The sequence below is a fragment of the Paraburkholderia podalyriae genome, from assembly GCF_014397785.1.
GTDB lineage: Bacteria > Pseudomonadota > Gammaproteobacteria > Burkholderiales > Burkholderiaceae > Paraburkholderia > Paraburkholderia podalyriae.
Window position 1 is genome coordinate 62,550 of record NZ_VZQQ01000018.1, and the last position, 16,255, is coordinate 78,804.

Sequence of the window (16,255 nt, forward strand, 5' to 3'; positions counted from 1 at the left end):
AGCTTATCCAGGCAAGGCGATCCGGTCCGCGGCGCAACGCAGGAACGCAAGGCACTCCGCGGCGGGCAACGGCCGGCTCAACAGGAAGCCCTGCATTTGATCGCAGGCAAGTTCGCTGAGCGTGCGGAATTGCGACTCCGTCTCGACGCCCTCCGCCACGACATCGATCTGCAACGCGCGCGCTAGCGTCACGACGGCGGACAGCAACGCGCCGCCCCGTTGGCCGTCGGCGTCGAGATCGCGCATGAACGTGCCGTCAATCTTGATCTGGTCGAACCCGAAGCGCTGCAGATAGCAAAGGCTCGAATATCCGGTGCCGAAATCGTCGATGGCGACGGTATAACCGCGCGCCTGCAGCGCTTCGATCGTGCGGCTCGTCTTCTCGATGTTCTGCATCGCTGTCGTTTCCGTAATCTCGAACATCAGGCGACACGGTTCGACGCCGGCTGCCCCGATCAGCGCATCGATGCGGGCCACCAGGTCCGGCACGCTGAACTGGATCGGCGAAAGGTTCACCGCCACGCAAACCGCGGGCAGCCCTTGCGCGTCCCATAGCGCAATGTTGCGGCAGACTTCACGCAGCACCCAATCGCCGATCTCGACGATCAGGCCCGAGCGTTCCGCGATCGGGATGAATTCGAGCGGAGGAATCTCGCCCAGTTCAGGATGACGCCAGCGGATCAGGGCTTCGACGCCAGTCACCGATTGCGATGCAACGCTGAACTTCGGCTGGAAAGACATACTGAGTTCGCCGTCGCTCAACGCACGATGCAGATCGCGCTGCAGGATCAGCGACTTGAGCGCGCTGCATTTCCGGCTCGAACATGCGGAACGTGTTGCGGCCGCTTTGCTTGGCGGCGTACATCGCGGCGTCCGCGCTATGCAGCAGTTCGTCCGCATTGTCGCCATCATGAGGGTAGATCGCTATGCCGATGCTCGCACTCACGCGCAGCGGCAAGCCGTTGACAACGATCTCCTGGCTCAGCCGCCGCAGCACGGCATTGGCGACCGCCGCGGCGGACGACGCATCGACCACGTCGTCGACCACGATCACGAATTCATCTCCGCCCAGCCGCGCGACCATGTCGGTATGGCGCAGGTCGTGGCGCAATCGCTCGGCGCACACTTGCAGCAGATCGTCGCCGACGCGATGGCCGAGCGAATCGTTGATTGACTTGAAGCCGTCGAGGTCGACGAAGAGCACGGCGAACGGCGATTCGCTGCGCGCGGATTCGGCGACCGCCTGTGCGATGCGCAACGAGAGTTGCTGGCGGTTCGGCAGATTCGTCAGCGCGTCGTGCGTGCCGAGATAATGCAGTTGCCGGTTCGCGCGCTTGAGCGAGATGGAGAGGCTGCTCGTAAGAAAGCCGAGCAATGCGAGCGTACCCACTAGCACGGTGAACGAAGTCGCCGTGACCACGAGTCCGTCTCCGTTGAGTTCGCTGTGCGCGTTGGTCGCCGCACAGCCGAACCCGCGCGGCAAATCTGCCATGAGCAGAAATGCCGCAGCTATCAGAAACACCCAGAAACACCCGCATTCCGCTTCTATTTTTTATCGGGCGAATGCGCTCGACTACGGCTTGTCGTCCTCGCGATCGGGGTCGACGGCGGGATCGAGCGGCGGTTCATCCGGGTCCTGCGATGGACCGACGTCAGGCAAATCCGTCTGCACGACGTCGGACTGATCCGGGCGGATCGGGTTCTCGTCTTTGTTCGGTGCGGTGGCCATGGCGCCTTCTCCTCGGTTCGTTGCCATACCTGATTCAAGAGCAAGTTCCGCTCCCGATCGAAAGGCGGCATACCCTTGCCGGTCGCGAATCGAAGCCCATTTGAGAACGGCTATGCCGATAAAGGCGAGAATAGCAACGCGACGACCACCCGCGACTGGTCGACTTCAACACCCGATCTGGAGGCCCTCCATGAACGAAGAAGCGCTACGTGAAGCCTTGAACGCACACTGGCGAGCGTCGGCGGACGGCGATCTCGACGCCGAACACGCTATCTACGATGACGATGCGATCTGCGACTATCCCCAATCAGGCGAGCGCATCCACGGACGAATCAATCTGCAGGCACTGCGCGGTCATCATCCCGGCAAGCCATCGGGTTTCGAGGTCAGGCGAATTCAAGGCAACGGCAATCTGTGGATAACCGAGTACACCATCAACTATCAGGGGCGCATCGCTTACACGGTCAGCATGATGGAGTTCCGCGACGGCAAAGTGGTCCGCGAGACCCAATATTTCGCGGACCCGTTCGAGGCACCGGATTGGCGCAGTCAATGGGTCGATCGGATCGGCTGAAAAGCGTGTTGCGGCCGTGTAGGACCAAGGTCCGATTGATGAGAAACGCGCGCGTGCCACCATGTCTGCCAGGGCCGAAGCCCGAACTGACCGAGGTTCGCGATGCGGCAGGCAAAGATCGTTATCGTCGGCGCCGGGCTTGTGGGGGGATCGGCCGCCCTGTTCGTGGCGTTGGCCATTCCGAGCGCGAAAGTCGTGATCATCGACGTCGCGCGGGTGCGCGCTGAAGGACAGGTTCTCGATCTCGCCCACGCCGCGGCATTCTGGGGGCACAGCCGTTTCCGGGCCGGGGACTACGAAGACGCGCGCGACGCCGACATCGTCGTGATCGCCGCTGGCGCCGGCGTCAAACCCGGGGAAACCCGTCTGCACCTTGCCAGAACCAATGCGGACATCGCGGCCGGAATTGTCGAGCGCATCGCACCGCTCGCGCCGCAAGCCATCTATCTGATCGCGACCAACCCGTGCGACGTGCTGACTGGCGCCGTTTACAGTCAACTGCGTTGCGTGCGCGAGCGCGTCATCAGCACCGGCACCTCGCTCGACACCGGGCGGCTGCGCTCCCTGCTGTCCGAACGGCTCGGCGTGGTGGCATCCGCGATTCACGCTTATGTGCTCGGCGAGCACGGCGAATCGGCCGTGATCCAGTGGTCCGCCGCGACGGTCTGCGGCATGCCCCTCGAAACCTTCCTGACGAGGAACGGCAAGGAACTGGGCCCCGCCAGCAGGGATCTGATGCTGCGCTCCGTACACGAGGCGGCGAAGCTCATCAAGGAAGGCAAAGGCGCCACCCATTACGGCATCGCTAGCGCGATAGGAAGGATCTGCGAGGCCATCGTGCATGACACCGATCTGATCCTCACGGTTGGCATCGTGCAGACCGAAGTGGAAGGCGTACCGGACGTGTGCGTGTCGCTGCCGATGGTCGTCAATGGCGCGGGCGCGCGGTTGATCGCCTATCCGGAACTCGACCCTGGCGAGCGGACAGCCCTGCTAGGCAGCGCGCGCATCGTCAAGGAGGCGACCGAAAACGTTCTCCACGAGCGGTGACGCTTTCGCGCGCACTCCGCAAGCACCCAGCAACGCTGGCAAGCAGAGGTCCATCATGGCTCCATCACCTGCCAAGGTTTCACAGCCCACCAGTTCCCCACCGACCTCGCCGAAGCCGTCGGTCGGACTGCCGGCCGGCGTCTGGAAATATCTCGTGCCGGTCGCGGTCGGCGTCGTGCTGTGGTTCCTGCCCGCGCCCGCCGGCCTTCAGCCCAAGGCGTGGCATATGTTCGCCGTGTTCGTCGCGACCATTGCCGGCATCATGACCGCACCGCTGCCGATGTCGGTGGTTGCCATCATCGGTTCCACCATCGGCGTGCTCGTCGGCGTGCTGTCCTTTGCCGACGTCACCCGATCCACGGGCACTGACCTCGTATGGCTCGTGATGCTCGCGTTTTTCATTTCACGCGGCGTGATCAAGACCGGCCTTGGCCGCCGGATCGCGCTGCTGTTCATGCGATTGTTAGGGAAGCGAACGACGGGCCTCGGCTATGGGCTCGTGTTGACCGAACTGGTGATCTCCCCCGCCATGCCGAGCATCACCGCGCGCGCGGGCGGCGTGATGTTGCCGATCACGCGAGCGATTGCCGAAGTGCTAGGCAGCCACGCCGACGATCCGCAATCACGCGCGAAGGTGGGACGCTATCTGATTCTCTGCGCCTTCCACGCGAACATCATCACGGCGGGCATGTTCATCACGGCAATGGCGGGCAATCCGCTCGCGGTCAAGCTCGCCGCGGACCAGGGCGTCTCGATCAGCTGGCTCGACTGGGCGGTGGCGGCATCCCTCCCCGGCCTGTTGTGCCTCGCCGTCATTCCGATCGCCATGTTATGGATCGCGCCGCCGCAGGTCAGACGCACCCCCGATGCCATCGACCTCGCGCAAAAAGAGCTCGCAACGATGGGCCCGATTTCGGCCAGGGAAATCATCATGGCGGCTATCTTCGTCGGCTTGCTGGTGCTGTGGGTGTTCGGCGACGATCTCGGTGTAGGCGCGACGCTCGCGGCGGCGATCGGCGTTTCGTTGCTGTTCATCAGCGGCGTGCTGACCTGGCAGGACGCGTTGAACGAAAAATCCGCCTGGGACACGATGATCTGGATTGGCCTGCTCATCATGCTGGCCTCCAAGCTCAACGAATATGGCATGGTGAGCTGGTTCGGCAAGGAATTCGGCGCGCACCTCGCGGGCTTCCCGAGGCTAGCCGTTTATATGCTGGTGGCGGCGATCTACGTTTATATTCACTACTTTTTCGCCAGCGCTACCGCGCATATCAGCGCTCTGTTTCCACTTTCCATGGCGCTGATGGTCGCCGCCGGCATCCCGCCCTTCGTCGCCGCGGTCGCCCTCGGGATTCTGAGCAACGTGAACGGTTGCCTGACCCAATACGGCATCGGCTCCGGTCCGGTCATGTTCGGCGCGGGTTATGTGACGCAGGGCGAATGGTGGAAGGCGGGTTTTCTGATGAGCCTCTTTTATATGGTTGCATGGCTGGTTGTCGGGCCGCTCTGGTGGAAGGTGCTCGGGCATATTTGAGCGATTCGCGCCGGGTCAGAAGGCCACGAAACTTTCGCTTGCAGATGCTGTATCGTGAGCGCCTTTGCCCTTGCACGGGTCCACGATCTCCATCTAGATGTCTCAGATGATTCCACTGCACCGCGATCCCGCTTTCTATCAGCTCCTTGCCGACAGCTTCGCCAAACTGCTTGGTCGCCCCCTGGTGCCGCAGGCCATGCCCGTGGACGAAGCTACCGAATGGCTCTATGAGCGTGCCCCGTTCGCGGTACTCGCGCACAACACCGATCCCGACCCGCTCTTTATTTACGGCAACATGGCCGCGCAGCGCCGCTTCGGATACAGCTGGGATGAAATCACCCGACTGCCGTCCCGACTTTCCGCCGAGGCCCCGAATCGCGAGGAGCGGCAGCAATTCCTGGCACGCGTGCAGCGGCTGGGCTACGAGGCGGGCTACAAGGGCGTGCGTGTCACCAAGTCAGGCCAGCGCTTCATCATCGAGGAAGCCACACTGTGGCAACTTCTCGACGCGGACGGCAAATTGCACGGCCAGGCCGTTGTCATCCCGCGGACGCGCGACATCTGATCGCTACGCCGGGCGCACGTCGCCGCGCGTTCCCGTGCTACTCCCCGCTTTTCGCGGCAAACACTTCGTGTGCGGCGAACAATGCATTCAGTGCTGCCGGAAAGCCCGCATAAAGTGCCATCTGCATGAACACCTCAACGATCTCGTCGCGCGTGCAGCCGACGTTCAGTGCCGCCTCGATATGGACCTTCAATTGCGGTTGAGCATTGCCGAGCGCAGCCAAGGCCGCGATCGTCGCTATCTCGCGGGCGCGCAGATCGAGTTGCGGCCGACTATAGATGTCACCGAAGCCAAATTCGATCAACAGGCGGCCGAAGTCTGGAGCGATAGGCGCCAGCGCTGCGACTACCTTCTCGCCGACTTCACCGTCGATCTCCCTCAGCTTTTGCCACCCCTGCGCGTAGCGGTCCTGGTTTGTGTGCGTTGTATTGAATCCGGTATCCATGACGGGTCCTCTTCCTGTTGATGTGGTTGGAAACTGTCGTCATGTCGCGCTGCGTTCCTTGTGGCGGTCTCGTACCAGACGATCTTGTCCATGATTGCAGCAAGATTCGACTGCAGTTCAGCGATATGCACCAGGACCGTGTCTCGATGCTCAGCGAGCATCTCGCGCCGCGTATCGTACGTAGAGTCGCCTTGGGCGCGCAGCTCAGAGAAGACCTTTATCGAGGCTATCGGCATTCCCGTCGCCTTCAGGCGCATAACGAATTGCAGCCAGTCCAGATCGGCCGGCGAATACAGCCGGTGTCCGGCATCGGTTCGCCCGACTGCTCGCAGCAAGCCCGCTTGCTCGTAGTAACGCAAGGTATGCGCGGAAACACCAGTGGCTGCGGCCACCTGACCGATCGTTAGCGATTTCGACATGACGGACTCGAGGTTAGGACTTAGAGTGCACTCTAAGTCAAGCGAAACGCGGTGTCAGCTAGCCATGCGCGAGCGCGGAAAAAAGCGCAGCAGTCGCGGCGAAGAAACTGCGTCGCCCGTTACCGGTAATCTGCCCATCACTCACCGCCAGTCGGGGCGGTACGGGCGAATGACCAAGATTGCGGCTTGTCACCGGTCGGGCGTCGCGGACAGGCCACCACTGCCGCCGCTGCACGATGTTGAAGCAAGCTGAACCGGGCCAAACGGCTCTATGCTTACCGGCATCGAGTTCTTCGGCGACGTCGCCTATGCTCAGTCGTGATGGTGCCGGTTCGTCGCGTGACTTCGCTTTGCATAGCCCCGCCGAAGCGGGGCGATTGAACGATCAACGAACGGCGAATGGCTCGGAACATGGAATTGGGAACCGCCTCGCATCGCGAAGCATGAACTTCCACCCGTCGACGTATGGTCTTCTTTCAGTGCTAGTCTCACTGAAAACGTGTTTGTTGTTGTCACTCCGGTCGGTTTTTGGGGGCGGGAATTGGCACCACCCTAGAATGCGGAAGATGATCCGAATAGGCTTGCTTCGCTCGTCCGGCACCAGCGTCGTATCGGTAAATAATGTAGCGCTCAGGAGACTCGTTCCGCCCGCTATTGGGTATCAGTACGACTAGCCCTTTTGGATCAAGGTAGATGGCGGCGGGGCGTTCGCGCTCGGCGAAATCGACACGCTCCCATCGCCCCGATTTCGTGTTGTAGCGGATCGCAACGCCTTGGAGATAGTTCGATGTGAAGTCGCCGGATATCACGAATACGCGCTCCTTTGAACCGATACATGCCACCTGTATTCCATCGCCCCGCGATTGATCCTCGTCCCCCGCATAAAGGCGCACTGGCGCGGTGCTGTCCTTGCTAAGATAGAAAACCGCCGTGCCATCTATGGGATGATCGCGCAGCAATGCGAGCGTATGACTTTGATCGCTCCCGAGTTCGCAACGCGTGACCATTTCCATACCGATAGCGGATTGCGAATCGGCGACGTAGCCAATACACAGGATCGCAATAAAGGCGGCTATTCTCATTTCACCATATCTCGAAGGGACCGCATTGAATCAGGATCGGCGGTCAGGCGGTCCGCGCACCCCTTGATTTTCTTATAGTAGACGCCGTTAGACAGGCCGCGATAGAGTCTATACGCTGCATCAACTGAATGCGCCTTGTCTAGCCAGTATTGCATGTACTCTGTTCCTAATCCGATATTTGTTGCATCGTCGGTAAGTTGAGAGGAAGCATGTACCGCGGCAGCTTCCGCGAACAGTTGGTGCGTTTGCGCGTCGCTTGGCATATGGACCAACGTCTTTTGTGCCCTATATTTATAGACCTGTTGCACTGCGCCTTTCGTCATCTGCATCAAGCCTTTTGCAGTGCTACCGGCCGGCGAAGCGCTAGAGTCAAAGCGCGATTCCATGTAGATTTGGCAAATTACCAGATTGTCATCGAGAGTCGATTTGTTGTTCGCCCGCACCAACTGCCGAATCTCGCGTAGGCGTGCCGAATCGTCAATCTGCACCGTTACCGGTGTGGTATCCGATTTCGGAGTAAGTTTCGCCTTGTGCTTCTTGATTACCTTGTGCGTCGTGGTCATAGATATTTGTCCCACTTTGGATTAATCGGGACGTGTTCTTCGAAAACGTGGAGCGTCACGGATTCGGATTGTGCACCTGATATCTTAACGGTTCGGCCCTGTGCGTCCGTTCTGTGTTCTGCACTACCTCCATCTTCGCTGACGATTCGATACGGAATACCCTGCAAAGGCGTTCCGGTGTATTGGTCAGTTAACCGGAAATGCTGGTCGAAACGTTTCAGTGAGCGCCCGCGACAATCGCACGCCCATGCGTAACCCAGGGCTTCAGCCATGGCGTAACCGTTTGAATACGACTTCAGCCTATCGAACGGAAACCATTCGCCGGTTTCGGCGTTCAGCGCCATTGCGGACGGCATTAGCGGGAAGTTTGAGTAGACTGAATAGGTGATACGGCAAAGCATGCATTCTTCCTCGCCGCCGGTTTCATCCTGTTTCTGTTGTTCCATTTGACCTCTTTCGATTTTCCAGAACGCACCGGCAAATTAACCATCTAAAGAATCCACGGTCAACAGGTTTAATTTGAGATTAAAAGGTTTTGACAAATATTCACAATGATTCCGAGCATGCCATGTTCAAGCGGAACTTTCCGATGAGCCTCTTTTTCACAGTTGTATGGCTGGTTGTTGGCCCGCTGTGGTGAAAAGTGCCAGGGCATTATTTGAGCGATTCAGCGTCCGCCGTCGAAAGCCCTGAATGCTCGTGCGGAGTTGGATCCGGCCGCCCTCTTCGGGGCAGTAACCGGTCCATAGCCGGAGCTTCGTACGTAGTCGCTGTTTCGTCAGTGGCTGCGGCCACCTGACCTGAAGAGTGCACTCTAAGTCAAGCGAAACGCGGTGTCAGCTACGCATCCGCGAGTGCGGGAACAGGCCCGCGTGCAGGAACGGCAAGCACAACGCCTCCCCGAGCTGGAGGGCGTCAAGCAGACCCATAAGCGAGCGCACGCCGAGCGCACGCCAGATGATCGGAGCGCGGCTTACTGCCGGCGTCGCCCTCGCTTCAATCAAACTGTGGCTGCCCTTTGTCCACGAGGCAGGATCGCATCGAAATTTACGATCACGATTCATTAGTCGAACTTTGACCAAGTCCTTAAAGATCAGTTGACCCCAGCTATTTCCGCGCGCCTGCTCAGAAAGCCCGCGAAGTTTGATCGGCGAGAAACCGAGATTTTCCGCAAGCGCACCAATCTCCGCTGCGGCGCCGTCATCGTCGCTCGCCAGGAACACGACTCTCCTGCCACGATGTACGGCCGGATCCTGGTCAAGGACGGCAGCGACCAAATGGTTGAAGCCCCTAACCAGTCTTCCACCAGTGAAGGCCTGCGCGACGACCTTGGAAGAAGGCTGTCCTCCCAGTTCCTCAGGGGACACGCCGTAGGCACTGGACCCCGCTCGGTCGCAGCCTGGCCGACGCGATCGTCCCGCTGTGCACATGGGGAACCGAGAACATGGCGGAAATGACAAGCATCTTCGCCAAGCGCGACACTTTGCCCTAGCAGGATGCTGAAAACCCGCTGAGACGGACGACCCCCGCAGTCGAAAAAGCGCAGCAGTCACGGCTTAGAAAGTGCGTAGCCCGTTACCGGTGATCTGCCTTCACTCACAGCCAGTCGGAGCAGTACGGGCGAATGACGAAGATTGCGGCTTGTCACCGGTCGGGCTCAGCGGACAAACGCGAGCCATTGCAGGAACCAGCGGCGACCCCCTCAAGTCGCCGCCGCTTGCGCTTACGGCAATGTGATCTGACGGGTGAATTCGGCCGTCACGTTGGGAGCTGTGGCTGTGCCGAATACCGGGTAGATGGTTTTGGGCCCGCTGGCGGTCAGCCCCATGTAATCGCCGAGGAAATGGCCACGCGCCACAGGAGCGTTAAGTATATTGAACGAGGCCGTGGTCAGTCGCCGCTCGTTGCCCCAATTAGCGGAGCTCGTGCACGCGGACGAAGGCGAGATCGGGCAGAACAGCGCGAAATTGTCCGTACCCTCGGCGCCGGCAGACGTGTTCGTGTCGTTGCGAAAGTCGTAGTAGGTCACCACCACGGTCTTGCCGTCGCCCGAGGCCACCACTGCGGGGATGAAGGCCTGCTGACGGCACGGGTTGGCGGCATTCGCCGGCGTCTTGTTGATCATCACCGGCGTCGACCAGGTGGCCCCACCGTCATCCGATTCGCTGAAGACAATCCCGGTGATCGCGATTGACCCGGCACCGGGCGTGGTGCAGGTGGCTGTCGAAAAGCGATTGTCCTCCCACGCGAGATAGATTGCCCCCGTGACCGGGTTCACAGCGATACTGTAAAGAATGGCGGCATCGCGCACCGGCTGGCCGGTGTCCGGCGTGACCACTCCCGCTGCGCGCACCTGAATATCGTTGACGAACGTCGGTGTGCTCCAACTCGCGCCCTTATCCGTGGACTTGATATAGCCGATGCTGAGACCCGACGTTGTGACATTGATTGCAGTGAAGAAATCACGCAGGGTCCCATCAGGCAACACCCGTACGATGTTGTCGATCGTCTGTGCGTTCGTGCCCGGTTGATAGATCGGGGCGGCCGTGCTCCAGGTCACGCCGTTGTCGACGGATCGCGAGAAGAAGCTCGGGCCGGTGAAATTGAACTTGGAGACCGGAGCACCACCCGCTGCACGGTTGCGCAATTGACGCGCGATTTCGACACCGTCGTTTCCCGCGAGCAACTGATCGCCGGCCTGGCTTGGCGGGAAAACGCTCAGTTGATCCCACACCGCATAGACGTAACCGTTCGCCGTCGGATCGGCGGTGAGCGAGTTCTTGTCATTGAGCGCGTGCGGCGAGGTGGTGCGGATCAGCGTCACGGGAGCCTGCCAACTCGCGCCGTGGTCGACTGAGCGGCTGACCAGCAACCCGCTATTGCGCGCCCCGAACGGAGTCGTCGGCTTCATCGGGTCGAACACCAACGAGAAGAAGAACGCGGTGCCGTCTTGTGCGAAGTCTACCCACGGATCGGAGGCGCGACGGAATTTGCCGCCGGTGCAATCGGTAACGCCGGATGGGATCGTATTGGTCCACGTGCTGCCCGCATCGTTGGAGACGACGCCGACGAGTCCGCGTGAGCCACCGTCGTCCCAGCGGTCCTGCTGATGGCCGACGAGAAGGCGGGACGGGTTGGTCGGATCGGCCGCCAGCCATGGCTCGATCGACGTGGCCGGAAACAGGACGCTCCTGAATGCGGACTCCTGTGCGTTAATCTGGTCCGCAGTGCATCCGCTGAATGGATCGCCCGCGGCCACCGTGACGAGCGGGCCGACCACTTGCGCCTCGGCGCCTGGGACGATCGCGCACGTGAGCGCGATGACGCTGCCACCTGCAAAGCCGCGGGAAGCAGAACGGGATAGCCGTCTGAAAATCGATGTCATGTTGTGCCTCGCGAATAAGGTAAGACGCTTGCGCATTGCCGGGCTTTCCGTCACCGGCACCCATCTGAAAACGACTTGTTCTTGCTACCGCCCTTCGAGAGTCGTATCGATGCACGTCCGAAGCCACCTATGGCAACACACTAGGATGTTGCCGCCCGATTTGTCTGGAAAATTCGTCATGTATGCCAATTCGTGACAAGCCATCCTCATGGCTATTGATGTGGTATGGGGTTTGCAGAAGGACGATTGAAGCATGTATGCGCTTCCTGACCTGCGGCCATCCTGAATCCCGCTTCGCCGAGCACCTTCGCGCGCGGCAGACGCTGATAGGACAGGTGACAGATGCCGCGCAGAAACGCGTGCCGCGAATTCGATGCGGGCTCAACCCGGATGCAGCGAACTCACCAGCGCCTTCAGATTGGACGGGCGCACATGGATCATGCCGCCACGCGGGCTGTCGATATCGGCGACGTCGAGATAGTTGACGAGCAGGGCGCGGACCGCGGCCGCATCGGCGGCCGGCAGCAGATCGGCGCGCACGTAGGCGGTACTGATGGCGCTCGCCTCCTCTTCTTCGTAATGGTCGCGAAGGTCGTAGCGGCCGACCGCCATCGAGAACGTAAAGCCGATGATCAGCGCGAGCAGCGTCAGCGTCGCGGCCTGGATCACGCTGAAGTCGTCGTGGGCATCGTCGGCGATTTTTCTGAAGCGCCGCAACATCGTCGCGCCGATGCGCGCCGCCAGCCACATCAATGCGAACGACACGAGGAACACGAGCTCGGCATGATTCAGAACGTTTGGCATGACGCGCGTTTTTCTTTTGCTGAGGGTCTGGGAACGCTGACGGACTGCGGCGATGACGACGATGCATGCATATGCGCCTGCATGATAAGCGTCGCGGGCAGGCCGCGACTAGCATCCCGCCCCACCGAACCTGCGCCGATACGTGCCCGGACTCGTCAACGTGATCCGGCGAAAATGCCGCCGCAACGACTCCTCGGACCCGAACCCCGCCAGCTCGGCGACGCGCGCCATCGGCAGCGGTGTCGCGGCTTCGAGCAATTCACGCGCAATCGCGACGCGCTCCCTGACGAGCCATTCATAAGGCGCCATGCCGGTCGCGTCGCGGAACTGCCGTTGCAGCGTGCGCGGGCTCATCGCCGCGCGCCCGGCGAGCGAGTGCAGCGTATGCGGCTCGGCCGCATGGCTGCGCACCCAGTCCATCAGCTTCGCGATACGTCCGCTTTCGTCGCGCGGTATCGGGCGCGGCACGAACTGCGCCTGACCACCCTCGCGATGCGGCGGCACCACCAGCCGTTGCGCGACGCGATTCGCGACCGCGCTGCCATGATCGCGCCGCACCAGATGCAGCAGCATGTCGAGCCCGGCCGCCGATCCCGCCGACGTGATCACCTGCCCTTCATCGACATACAGCGCATCGGGCTGCACGCGCAGCTGCGGGTAGCGCTGCTGCAACTTGTCCGCGTAACGCCAGTGGGTCGTCACGGTCTTGCCGTCGAGCACGCCGGCCGCCGCGAGGACGAACACGCCCGAGCAGATCGAGCAGAGCCGCGCGCCGCGCTCATAGGCCGCGCGAAGCTTGCGCAGCAGCACGGCAGGCGGCACTTCGTCGGCATCGCGCCAACCCGGAATCACGATCGTGTCGGCGCTCGCGAGCAGCGTCAGCGTGTAGGGCGCGGCCAGCGTGATGCCGCCCGCCGCGCGGATCGGACCAGGTTCGCCCGCGCAGACCGCGAAGCGATACCAGGGCACGCCGAGCTCGGGCCGCTCGAGCGCGAACAGTTCGGTCACGCAGCCGAATTCGAAGGTGCAGAGCCGGTCGTAGGCCAGCGCGACGACGAGATGATTGTGCATGGCGCGATGTTACCGAAGATTGACGATCACGCCACTTATCCGGCGACCCGCCACCCGCCACAATCGACCGTGCCTGAAACGCGCGCGCCAGACCATCCGATCAACTCGACCCTTCCTTGACATGACTGACGACCACCTCACCGCCGTCCCGAACGCCGTCACCGCGATCCCCGCCGCCGACAGCGCCGCCGCGCTCGCGCACTTCCACGCGTCGCTGCGCTTCGAAACCGATTGCGCCGACGTGCACGCCGCCCTCGCGAGCGGCGCACCCGGCTTCGTACTGCTCGATGTGCGCAGTCCCGCGCTATTCGCGCAAGGCCACGTGCCGGGCGCGCTGAATCTGCCGCACGGCAAAATCGTCGCGTCGAAGCTCGCGGCCTATGCGCTGGACACGTTGTTCGTCACCTACTGCGCGGGCCCGCACTGCAACGGCGCGGCGCGCGGCGCACTGCGGCTCGCCCAGCTTGGGCGGCCCGTCAAGCTGATGGCGGGCGGCGTCACCGGCTGGCTCGACGAGGGGTTCCCGCTGAGCCGCTGAGCCGCCGGGACGCCGATCCGCCGTCCGAGCCGTGCTCCGATGCATAGCGTGGCTCGCAATCCGACACGCGTTCCAGCGCGGCATCCGCCGCCGTCCGCGCGCCCGTTTTGCCCCCTGTTCGCAAATCGCAAATAAGTTAAACAAAAGTTCGAAGAGTGCCGATAAGATGTTCAGCCGGACTCCTCCCGGCGGACCCAATATGCAGAGTTCATATAATTTCTGGCTCGTCGCGATTTCGTTCGCGGTTGCGACCCTCGCGTCGTACACCGCGCTCGACCTGACGGGCCGCATCTTCCTGCTCGGCTCGGCGCGCCGGCGGCATGCATGGCGGCTCGGCGGCGCGTTCGCGCTCGGCGTCGGCATCTGGTCGATGCACTTCGTCGCGATGCTCGCGTTCTCGCTGCCTATCCCGCTCGGCTATGACCTCGCGACGACCGCCTGCTCGCTGGCCCTCGCGATCGGCGCTTCGTATCTGGCGCTTTCGATGACGACCCGGCAGCGCCTGACGCCGGGCCGGCTGCTGATGGGCGGCGTGGTGATGGGGCTCGGTATCGCCGGCATGCATTACACCGGGATGGCGGCCCTGCAAATGGCGCCCGCGATCCACTATCAGCCGGCACGGTTCGCGGCCTCGATCGCGATCGCGATCGGCGCGTCGAGCGCCGCGCTGTGGATGGCGCGCGCGCTCAGCAACGAAGACGTGCGCCATGTCGCACGCAAACGTCTCGCCGCGGCGCTGGTGATGGGCGTTGCGATCAGCGGCATGCACTACACGGCCATGGCCGCCGCCGACTTCGCGCCCGGCGCGATCTGCGGCGCGGCCAACGAGATGGACGCGCAATGGCTCGCCACCGCGGTGATCCTGCTCACGTTCGCGGTCCTGATCGTCACGCTGATGCTGTCGCGCTTCGACGTGCGCACCACCTTCCTGCTCGGCGCGGTATCGAGGCTGAACGGCCAGATCGTGCGACTCGCGACGCTCGACGCGCTGACCGGCCTGCCGAACCGCGCGACGCTGACCGAGCGGATCGAACGCGCGATTAGCGGCGCGCGCCGCCAGCGCACGACGTTCGCGGTGCTGTTCATGGATCTCGACGGCTTCAAGACGATCAACGATTCGCTCGGCCACTCCGCCGGCGATGCGGTGCTGTCCGCATTCGCGCAACGCCTGCAGCAATGCGTGCGTTCGAGCGACACCGTCGCGCGGCTCGGCGGCGACGAGTTCGTCGTGCTCGCGGAGGACCTTACGTCCGCCGACGACGCGGCCGCGCTCGCCGACGGCGTGCTCGAGCGGATGCGCCAGGGCACGTGGAGCGACGCGCAACCGCTGCAGGTGATGCCGAGCATCGGCATTGCGCTCTATCCGCGTGATGGCGACAGCGTCGAGACGCTGCTCAAGCACGCGGACGCCGCGATGTACGAGGCGAAGCGCGCGGGCCGCGGCACCTACCGCTTCTTCGAGCGCACGATGAACGAGGCCGCCACGCGCACGTTGAAGATCCAGCAGGTGCTGCACGAAGCCTTCGCGAACGATCGTTTCTCGCTGCTGTTTCAGCCGAAGTTTCATGGCGGCGGCGAGGTGCTCGCGGGCGCCGAGGCGCTGATCCGTCTGCACGATCCCGAACTGGGCGCGCTGACGCCGCTCGAATTCATCCCGGTCGCCGAGCGCTCCGGGCAGATCGTCCAGATCGGCTACTGGGTCGTGCGCGAAACCTGCCGGCGCATTCGCGGCTGGATCGAACAGGGCCTGCCGACGATGAAGGTGGCGATCAACCTGTCACCGCGTCAGCTGCTGCAGCCGGAGCTCGTCGAGACGATACTCGACATCGTCAGGACCGAGGGCGTCGCGTGCGAGCAGATCATGTTCGAGATCACCGAGACCGTCGCGATGCAGGACGCCGCGCGCACCGTCGAAGTGATCCGCGCGTTTCAGCAGAGCGGCTTCGACATCTCGATCGACGACTTCGGCACCGGTTATTCGAGCCTCGCGTATCTGCAGCGCTTCCGGGCGAAGCAGTTGAAGATCGACCGCTTCTTCACCCACGGTCTCGACGCGAACGGCGCCGCGGGCAGCGCGATCGTGTCGGCGATCATCGCGCTGGCGCACTCGCTCGAAATGGACGTGGTCGCCGAGGGCGTCGAAACGCAATCGCAGCTCGACAAGCTGCGCTCGATGATGTGCGACGAAATGCAGGGCTTCCTGCTCGGCAAGCCGATCAGCGCTGACGACTTCGGCGAAATGCTCAGAGGGCGAATGATGGCCGCGTCGGCGAAGCGCGGCCCGGACCGTTTGCCCATGCGCGCATACCCATACGCCGACGCTGGCGGGGCCGATCTGGTCTGATCGGCTCCCGTCCGCCTGCGCTTCGAGTTCACGTCTGCCCTAACGCCGCGAGCCGTTCGACCAACGCCTCGCTCGCGCTCCCGCCGCGACCAGCCTTCGACGCTTGGCGAATCAGGCCGTCGACAAAATCGCTTGACTTCTACGTGGGGGAA

Annotated in this window: 17 protein-coding genes and 2 pseudogenes; 7 read left to right on the forward strand and 12 right to left on the reverse strand. The window is 62.4% G+C overall.

Annotated elements, in window-relative coordinates; genetic code table 11:
* Positions 1-3: 3 nt before the first annotated feature.
* From F6X42_RS44150 to F6X42_RS21785, 3 genes are all read right to left on the reverse strand, one after another.
* Positions 4-741 carry a putative bifunctional diguanylate cyclase/phosphodiesterase gene (locus tag F6X42_RS44150; protein WP_246530169.1) on the reverse strand — a complete coding sequence of 246 codons (738 nt, stop codon included), beginning with the start codon at positions 739-741 and terminating at the stop codon, positions 4-6.
* Positions 662-1,492 carry a GGDEF domain-containing protein gene (locus F6X42_RS44155; protein ID WP_246530170.1) on the reverse strand — a complete coding sequence of 277 codons (831 nt, stop codon included), beginning with the start codon at positions 1,490-1,492 and terminating at the stop codon, positions 662-664. Before F6X42_RS44155 ends, F6X42_RS44150 begins: the two co-directional genes overlap by 80 nt.
* An 81-nt stretch (positions 1,493-1,573) precedes the next feature.
* On the reverse strand, positions 1,574-1,729 hold the full coding sequence (locus F6X42_RS21785; RefSeq protein ID WP_187636175.1) for a hypothetical protein: 156 nt from the start codon (positions 1,727-1,729) through the stop codon (positions 1,574-1,576).
* A gap of 190 nt (positions 1,730-1,919) precedes the next feature.
* Between F6X42_RS21785 and F6X42_RS21790 the strand changes: the two genes are divergently transcribed.
* The 4 genes from F6X42_RS21790 to F6X42_RS21805 all read left to right on the forward strand — a co-directional run bounded on the left by F6X42_RS21790 (position 1,920) and on the right by F6X42_RS21805 (position 5,452).
* A complete protein-coding gene (locus tag F6X42_RS21790; RefSeq protein ID WP_187636176.1) occupies positions 1,920-2,303 on the forward strand; it encodes a nuclear transport factor 2 family protein in 384 nt (127 codons plus the stop codon).
* 102 nt (positions 2,304-2,405) lie between these two features.
* Positions 2,406-3,353 (forward strand): lactate/malate family dehydrogenase, encoded by a 948-nt coding sequence (locus F6X42_RS21795; protein WP_187636177.1) that lies wholly within the window; start codon positions 2,406-2,408, stop codon positions 3,351-3,353.
* A gap of 55 nt (positions 3,354-3,408) precedes the next feature.
* Complete coding sequence (locus F6X42_RS21800; RefSeq protein WP_187636178.1) at positions 3,409-4,887, forward strand: DASS family sodium-coupled anion symporter; 1,479 nt, start codon at positions 3,409-3,411, stop codon at positions 4,885-4,887.
* A gap of 106 nt (positions 4,888-4,993) precedes the next feature.
* Entirely contained in the window at positions 4,994-5,452 is a 459-nt protein-coding gene (locus tag F6X42_RS21805) for an MEKHLA domain-containing protein (protein ID WP_187636245.1), read from the forward strand.
* Between the two features lie 37 nt (positions 5,453-5,489).
* On the opposite strand, the gene F6X42_RS21810 is transcribed toward F6X42_RS21805, so the two are convergent.
* From F6X42_RS21810 to F6X42_RS21835, 6 genes and pseudogenes are all read right to left on the reverse strand, one after another.
* Positions 5,490-5,897, reverse strand: coding sequence for a carboxymuconolactone decarboxylase family protein (locus F6X42_RS21810; protein ID WP_187636179.1), 408 nt, complete (start codon positions 5,895-5,897; stop codon positions 5,490-5,492).
* Positions 5,831-6,316, reverse strand: coding sequence for a MerR family transcriptional regulator (locus F6X42_RS21815; protein ID WP_187636180.1), 486 nt, complete (start codon positions 6,314-6,316; stop codon positions 5,831-5,833). The genes F6X42_RS21810 and F6X42_RS21815 overlap by 67 nt, the downstream gene beginning before the upstream one ends.
* 512 nt (positions 6,317-6,828) lie before the next feature.
* Positions 6,829-7,398, reverse strand: coding sequence for a hypothetical protein (locus F6X42_RS21820; protein WP_187636181.1), 570 nt, complete (start codon positions 7,396-7,398; stop codon positions 6,829-6,831).
* Positions 7,395-7,961, reverse strand: coding sequence for a transglycosylase SLT domain-containing protein (locus F6X42_RS21825; RefSeq protein WP_187636182.1), 567 nt, complete (start codon positions 7,959-7,961; stop codon positions 7,395-7,397). Before F6X42_RS21825 ends, F6X42_RS21820 begins: the two co-directional genes overlap by 4 nt.
* A complete protein-coding gene (locus F6X42_RS21830; protein ID WP_187636183.1) occupies positions 7,958-8,407 on the reverse strand; it encodes a hypothetical protein in 450 nt (149 codons plus the stop codon). Before F6X42_RS21830 ends, F6X42_RS21825 begins: the two co-directional genes overlap by 4 nt.
* A 627-nt stretch (positions 8,408-9,034) precedes the next feature.
* Positions 9,035-9,343, reverse strand: a pseudogene (locus F6X42_RS21835) (NAD(P)-binding domain-containing protein); the annotation flags it as partial.
* Here F6X42_RS21835 and F6X42_RS45950 point away from each other — a divergent pair.
* A pseudogene (locus F6X42_RS45950) lies at positions 9,343-9,453 on the forward strand (winged helix-turn-helix transcriptional regulator); the annotation flags it as partial. The pseudogenes F6X42_RS21835 and F6X42_RS45950 overlap by 1 nt on opposite strands.
* A gap of 231 nt (positions 9,454-9,684) precedes the next feature.
* On the opposite strand, the gene F6X42_RS21840 reads toward F6X42_RS45950, so the two are convergent.
* The 3 genes from F6X42_RS21840 to ftrA all read right to left on the reverse strand — a co-directional run bounded on the left by F6X42_RS21840 (position 9,685) and on the right by ftrA (position 13,221).
* On the reverse strand, positions 9,685-11,241 hold the full coding sequence (locus tag F6X42_RS21840) for a sialidase family protein (protein WP_312892867.1): 1,557 nt from the start codon (positions 11,239-11,241) through the stop codon (positions 9,685-9,687).
* 486 nt (positions 11,242-11,727) lie between these two features.
* Positions 11,728-12,150, reverse strand: a complete 423-nt coding sequence (locus F6X42_RS21845) for a hypothetical protein (RefSeq protein WP_187636184.1) — start codon at positions 12,148-12,150, stop codon at positions 11,728-11,730.
* Positions 12,151-12,258: 108 nt separating this feature from the next.
* The gene (gene ftrA, locus F6X42_RS21850) at positions 12,259-13,221 is read right to left on the reverse strand and encodes a transcriptional regulator FtrA (protein ID WP_187636185.1); all 963 of its coding nucleotides are present in this window, start codon (positions 13,219-13,221) and stop codon (positions 12,259-12,261) included.
* 121 nt (positions 13,222-13,342) lie between these two features.
* On the opposite strand from ftrA, the gene F6X42_RS21855 reads away from it, so the two are divergent.
* Together F6X42_RS21855 and F6X42_RS21860 are read left to right on the forward strand one after the other, a co-directional pair.
* Entirely contained in the window at positions 13,343-13,759 is a 417-nt protein-coding gene (locus F6X42_RS21855) for a rhodanese-like domain-containing protein (protein ID WP_187636186.1), read from the forward strand.
* A gap of 199 nt (positions 13,760-13,958) precedes the next feature.
* Positions 13,959-16,103 carry a putative bifunctional diguanylate cyclase/phosphodiesterase gene (locus F6X42_RS21860; RefSeq protein WP_246530171.1) on the forward strand — a complete coding sequence of 715 codons (2,145 nt, stop codon included), beginning with the start codon at positions 13,959-13,961 and terminating at the stop codon, positions 16,101-16,103.
* The last annotated feature ends 152 nt before the right edge of the window (positions 16,104-16,255 follow it).

Excerpts from the sequence above, each read along its gene's own strand:
- F6X42_RS21800 (WP_187636178.1), top strand. The coding sequence starts at position 3,409 with ATGGCTCCATCACCTGCCAAGGTTTCACAGCCCACCAGTTCCCCACCG.
- F6X42_RS21785 (WP_187636175.1), bottom strand. The coding sequence starts at position 1,729 with ATGGCCACCGCACCGAACAAAGACGAGAACCCGATCCGCCCGGATCAG.
- F6X42_RS21815 (WP_187636180.1), bottom strand. The coding sequence starts at position 6,316 with ATGTCGAAATCGCTAACGATCGGTCAGGTGGCCGCAGCCACTGGTGTT.
- F6X42_RS21825 (WP_187636182.1), bottom strand. The coding sequence starts at position 7,961 with ATGACCACGACGCACAAGGTAATCAAGAAGCACAAGGCGAAACTTACT.
- F6X42_RS21805 (WP_187636245.1), top strand. The coding sequence starts at position 4,994 with ATGATTCCACTGCACCGCGATCCCGCTTTCTATCAGCTCCTTGCCGAC.
- F6X42_RS21795 (WP_187636177.1), top strand. The coding sequence starts at position 2,406 with ATGCGGCAGGCAAAGATCGTTATCGTCGGCGCCGGGCTTGTGGGGGGA.
- F6X42_RS21820 (WP_187636181.1), bottom strand. The coding sequence starts at position 7,398 with ATGAGAATAGCCGCCTTTATTGCGATCCTGTGTATTGGCTACGTCGCC.
- F6X42_RS21810 (WP_187636179.1), bottom strand. The coding sequence starts at position 5,897 with ATGGATACCGGATTCAATACAACGCACACAAACCAGGACCGCTACGCG.
- F6X42_RS44150 (WP_246530169.1), bottom strand. The coding sequence starts at position 741 with ATGTCTTTCCAGCCGAAGTTCAGCGTTGCATCGCAATCGGTGACTGGC.
- F6X42_RS21855 (WP_187636186.1), top strand. The coding sequence starts at position 13,343 with ATGACTGACGACCACCTCACCGCCGTCCCGAACGCCGTCACCGCGATC.
- F6X42_RS44155 (WP_246530170.1), bottom strand. The coding sequence starts at position 1,492 with ATGGCAGATTTGCCGCGCGGGTTCGGCTGTGCGGCGACCAACGCGCAC.
- F6X42_RS21845 (WP_187636184.1), bottom strand. The coding sequence starts at position 12,150 with ATGCCAAACGTTCTGAATCATGCCGAGCTCGTGTTCCTCGTGTCGTTC.
- F6X42_RS21790 (WP_187636176.1), top strand. The coding sequence starts at position 1,920 with ATGAACGAAGAAGCGCTACGTGAAGCCTTGAACGCACACTGGCGAGCG.
- ftrA (WP_187636185.1), bottom strand. The coding sequence starts at position 13,221 with ATGCACAATCATCTCGTCGTCGCGCTGGCCTACGACCGGCTCTGCACC.
- F6X42_RS21860 (WP_246530171.1), top strand. The coding sequence starts at position 13,959 with ATGCAGAGTTCATATAATTTCTGGCTCGTCGCGATTTCGTTCGCGGTT.
- F6X42_RS21830 (WP_187636183.1), bottom strand. The coding sequence starts at position 8,407 with ATGGAACAACAGAAACAGGATGAAACCGGCGGCGAGGAAGAATGCATG.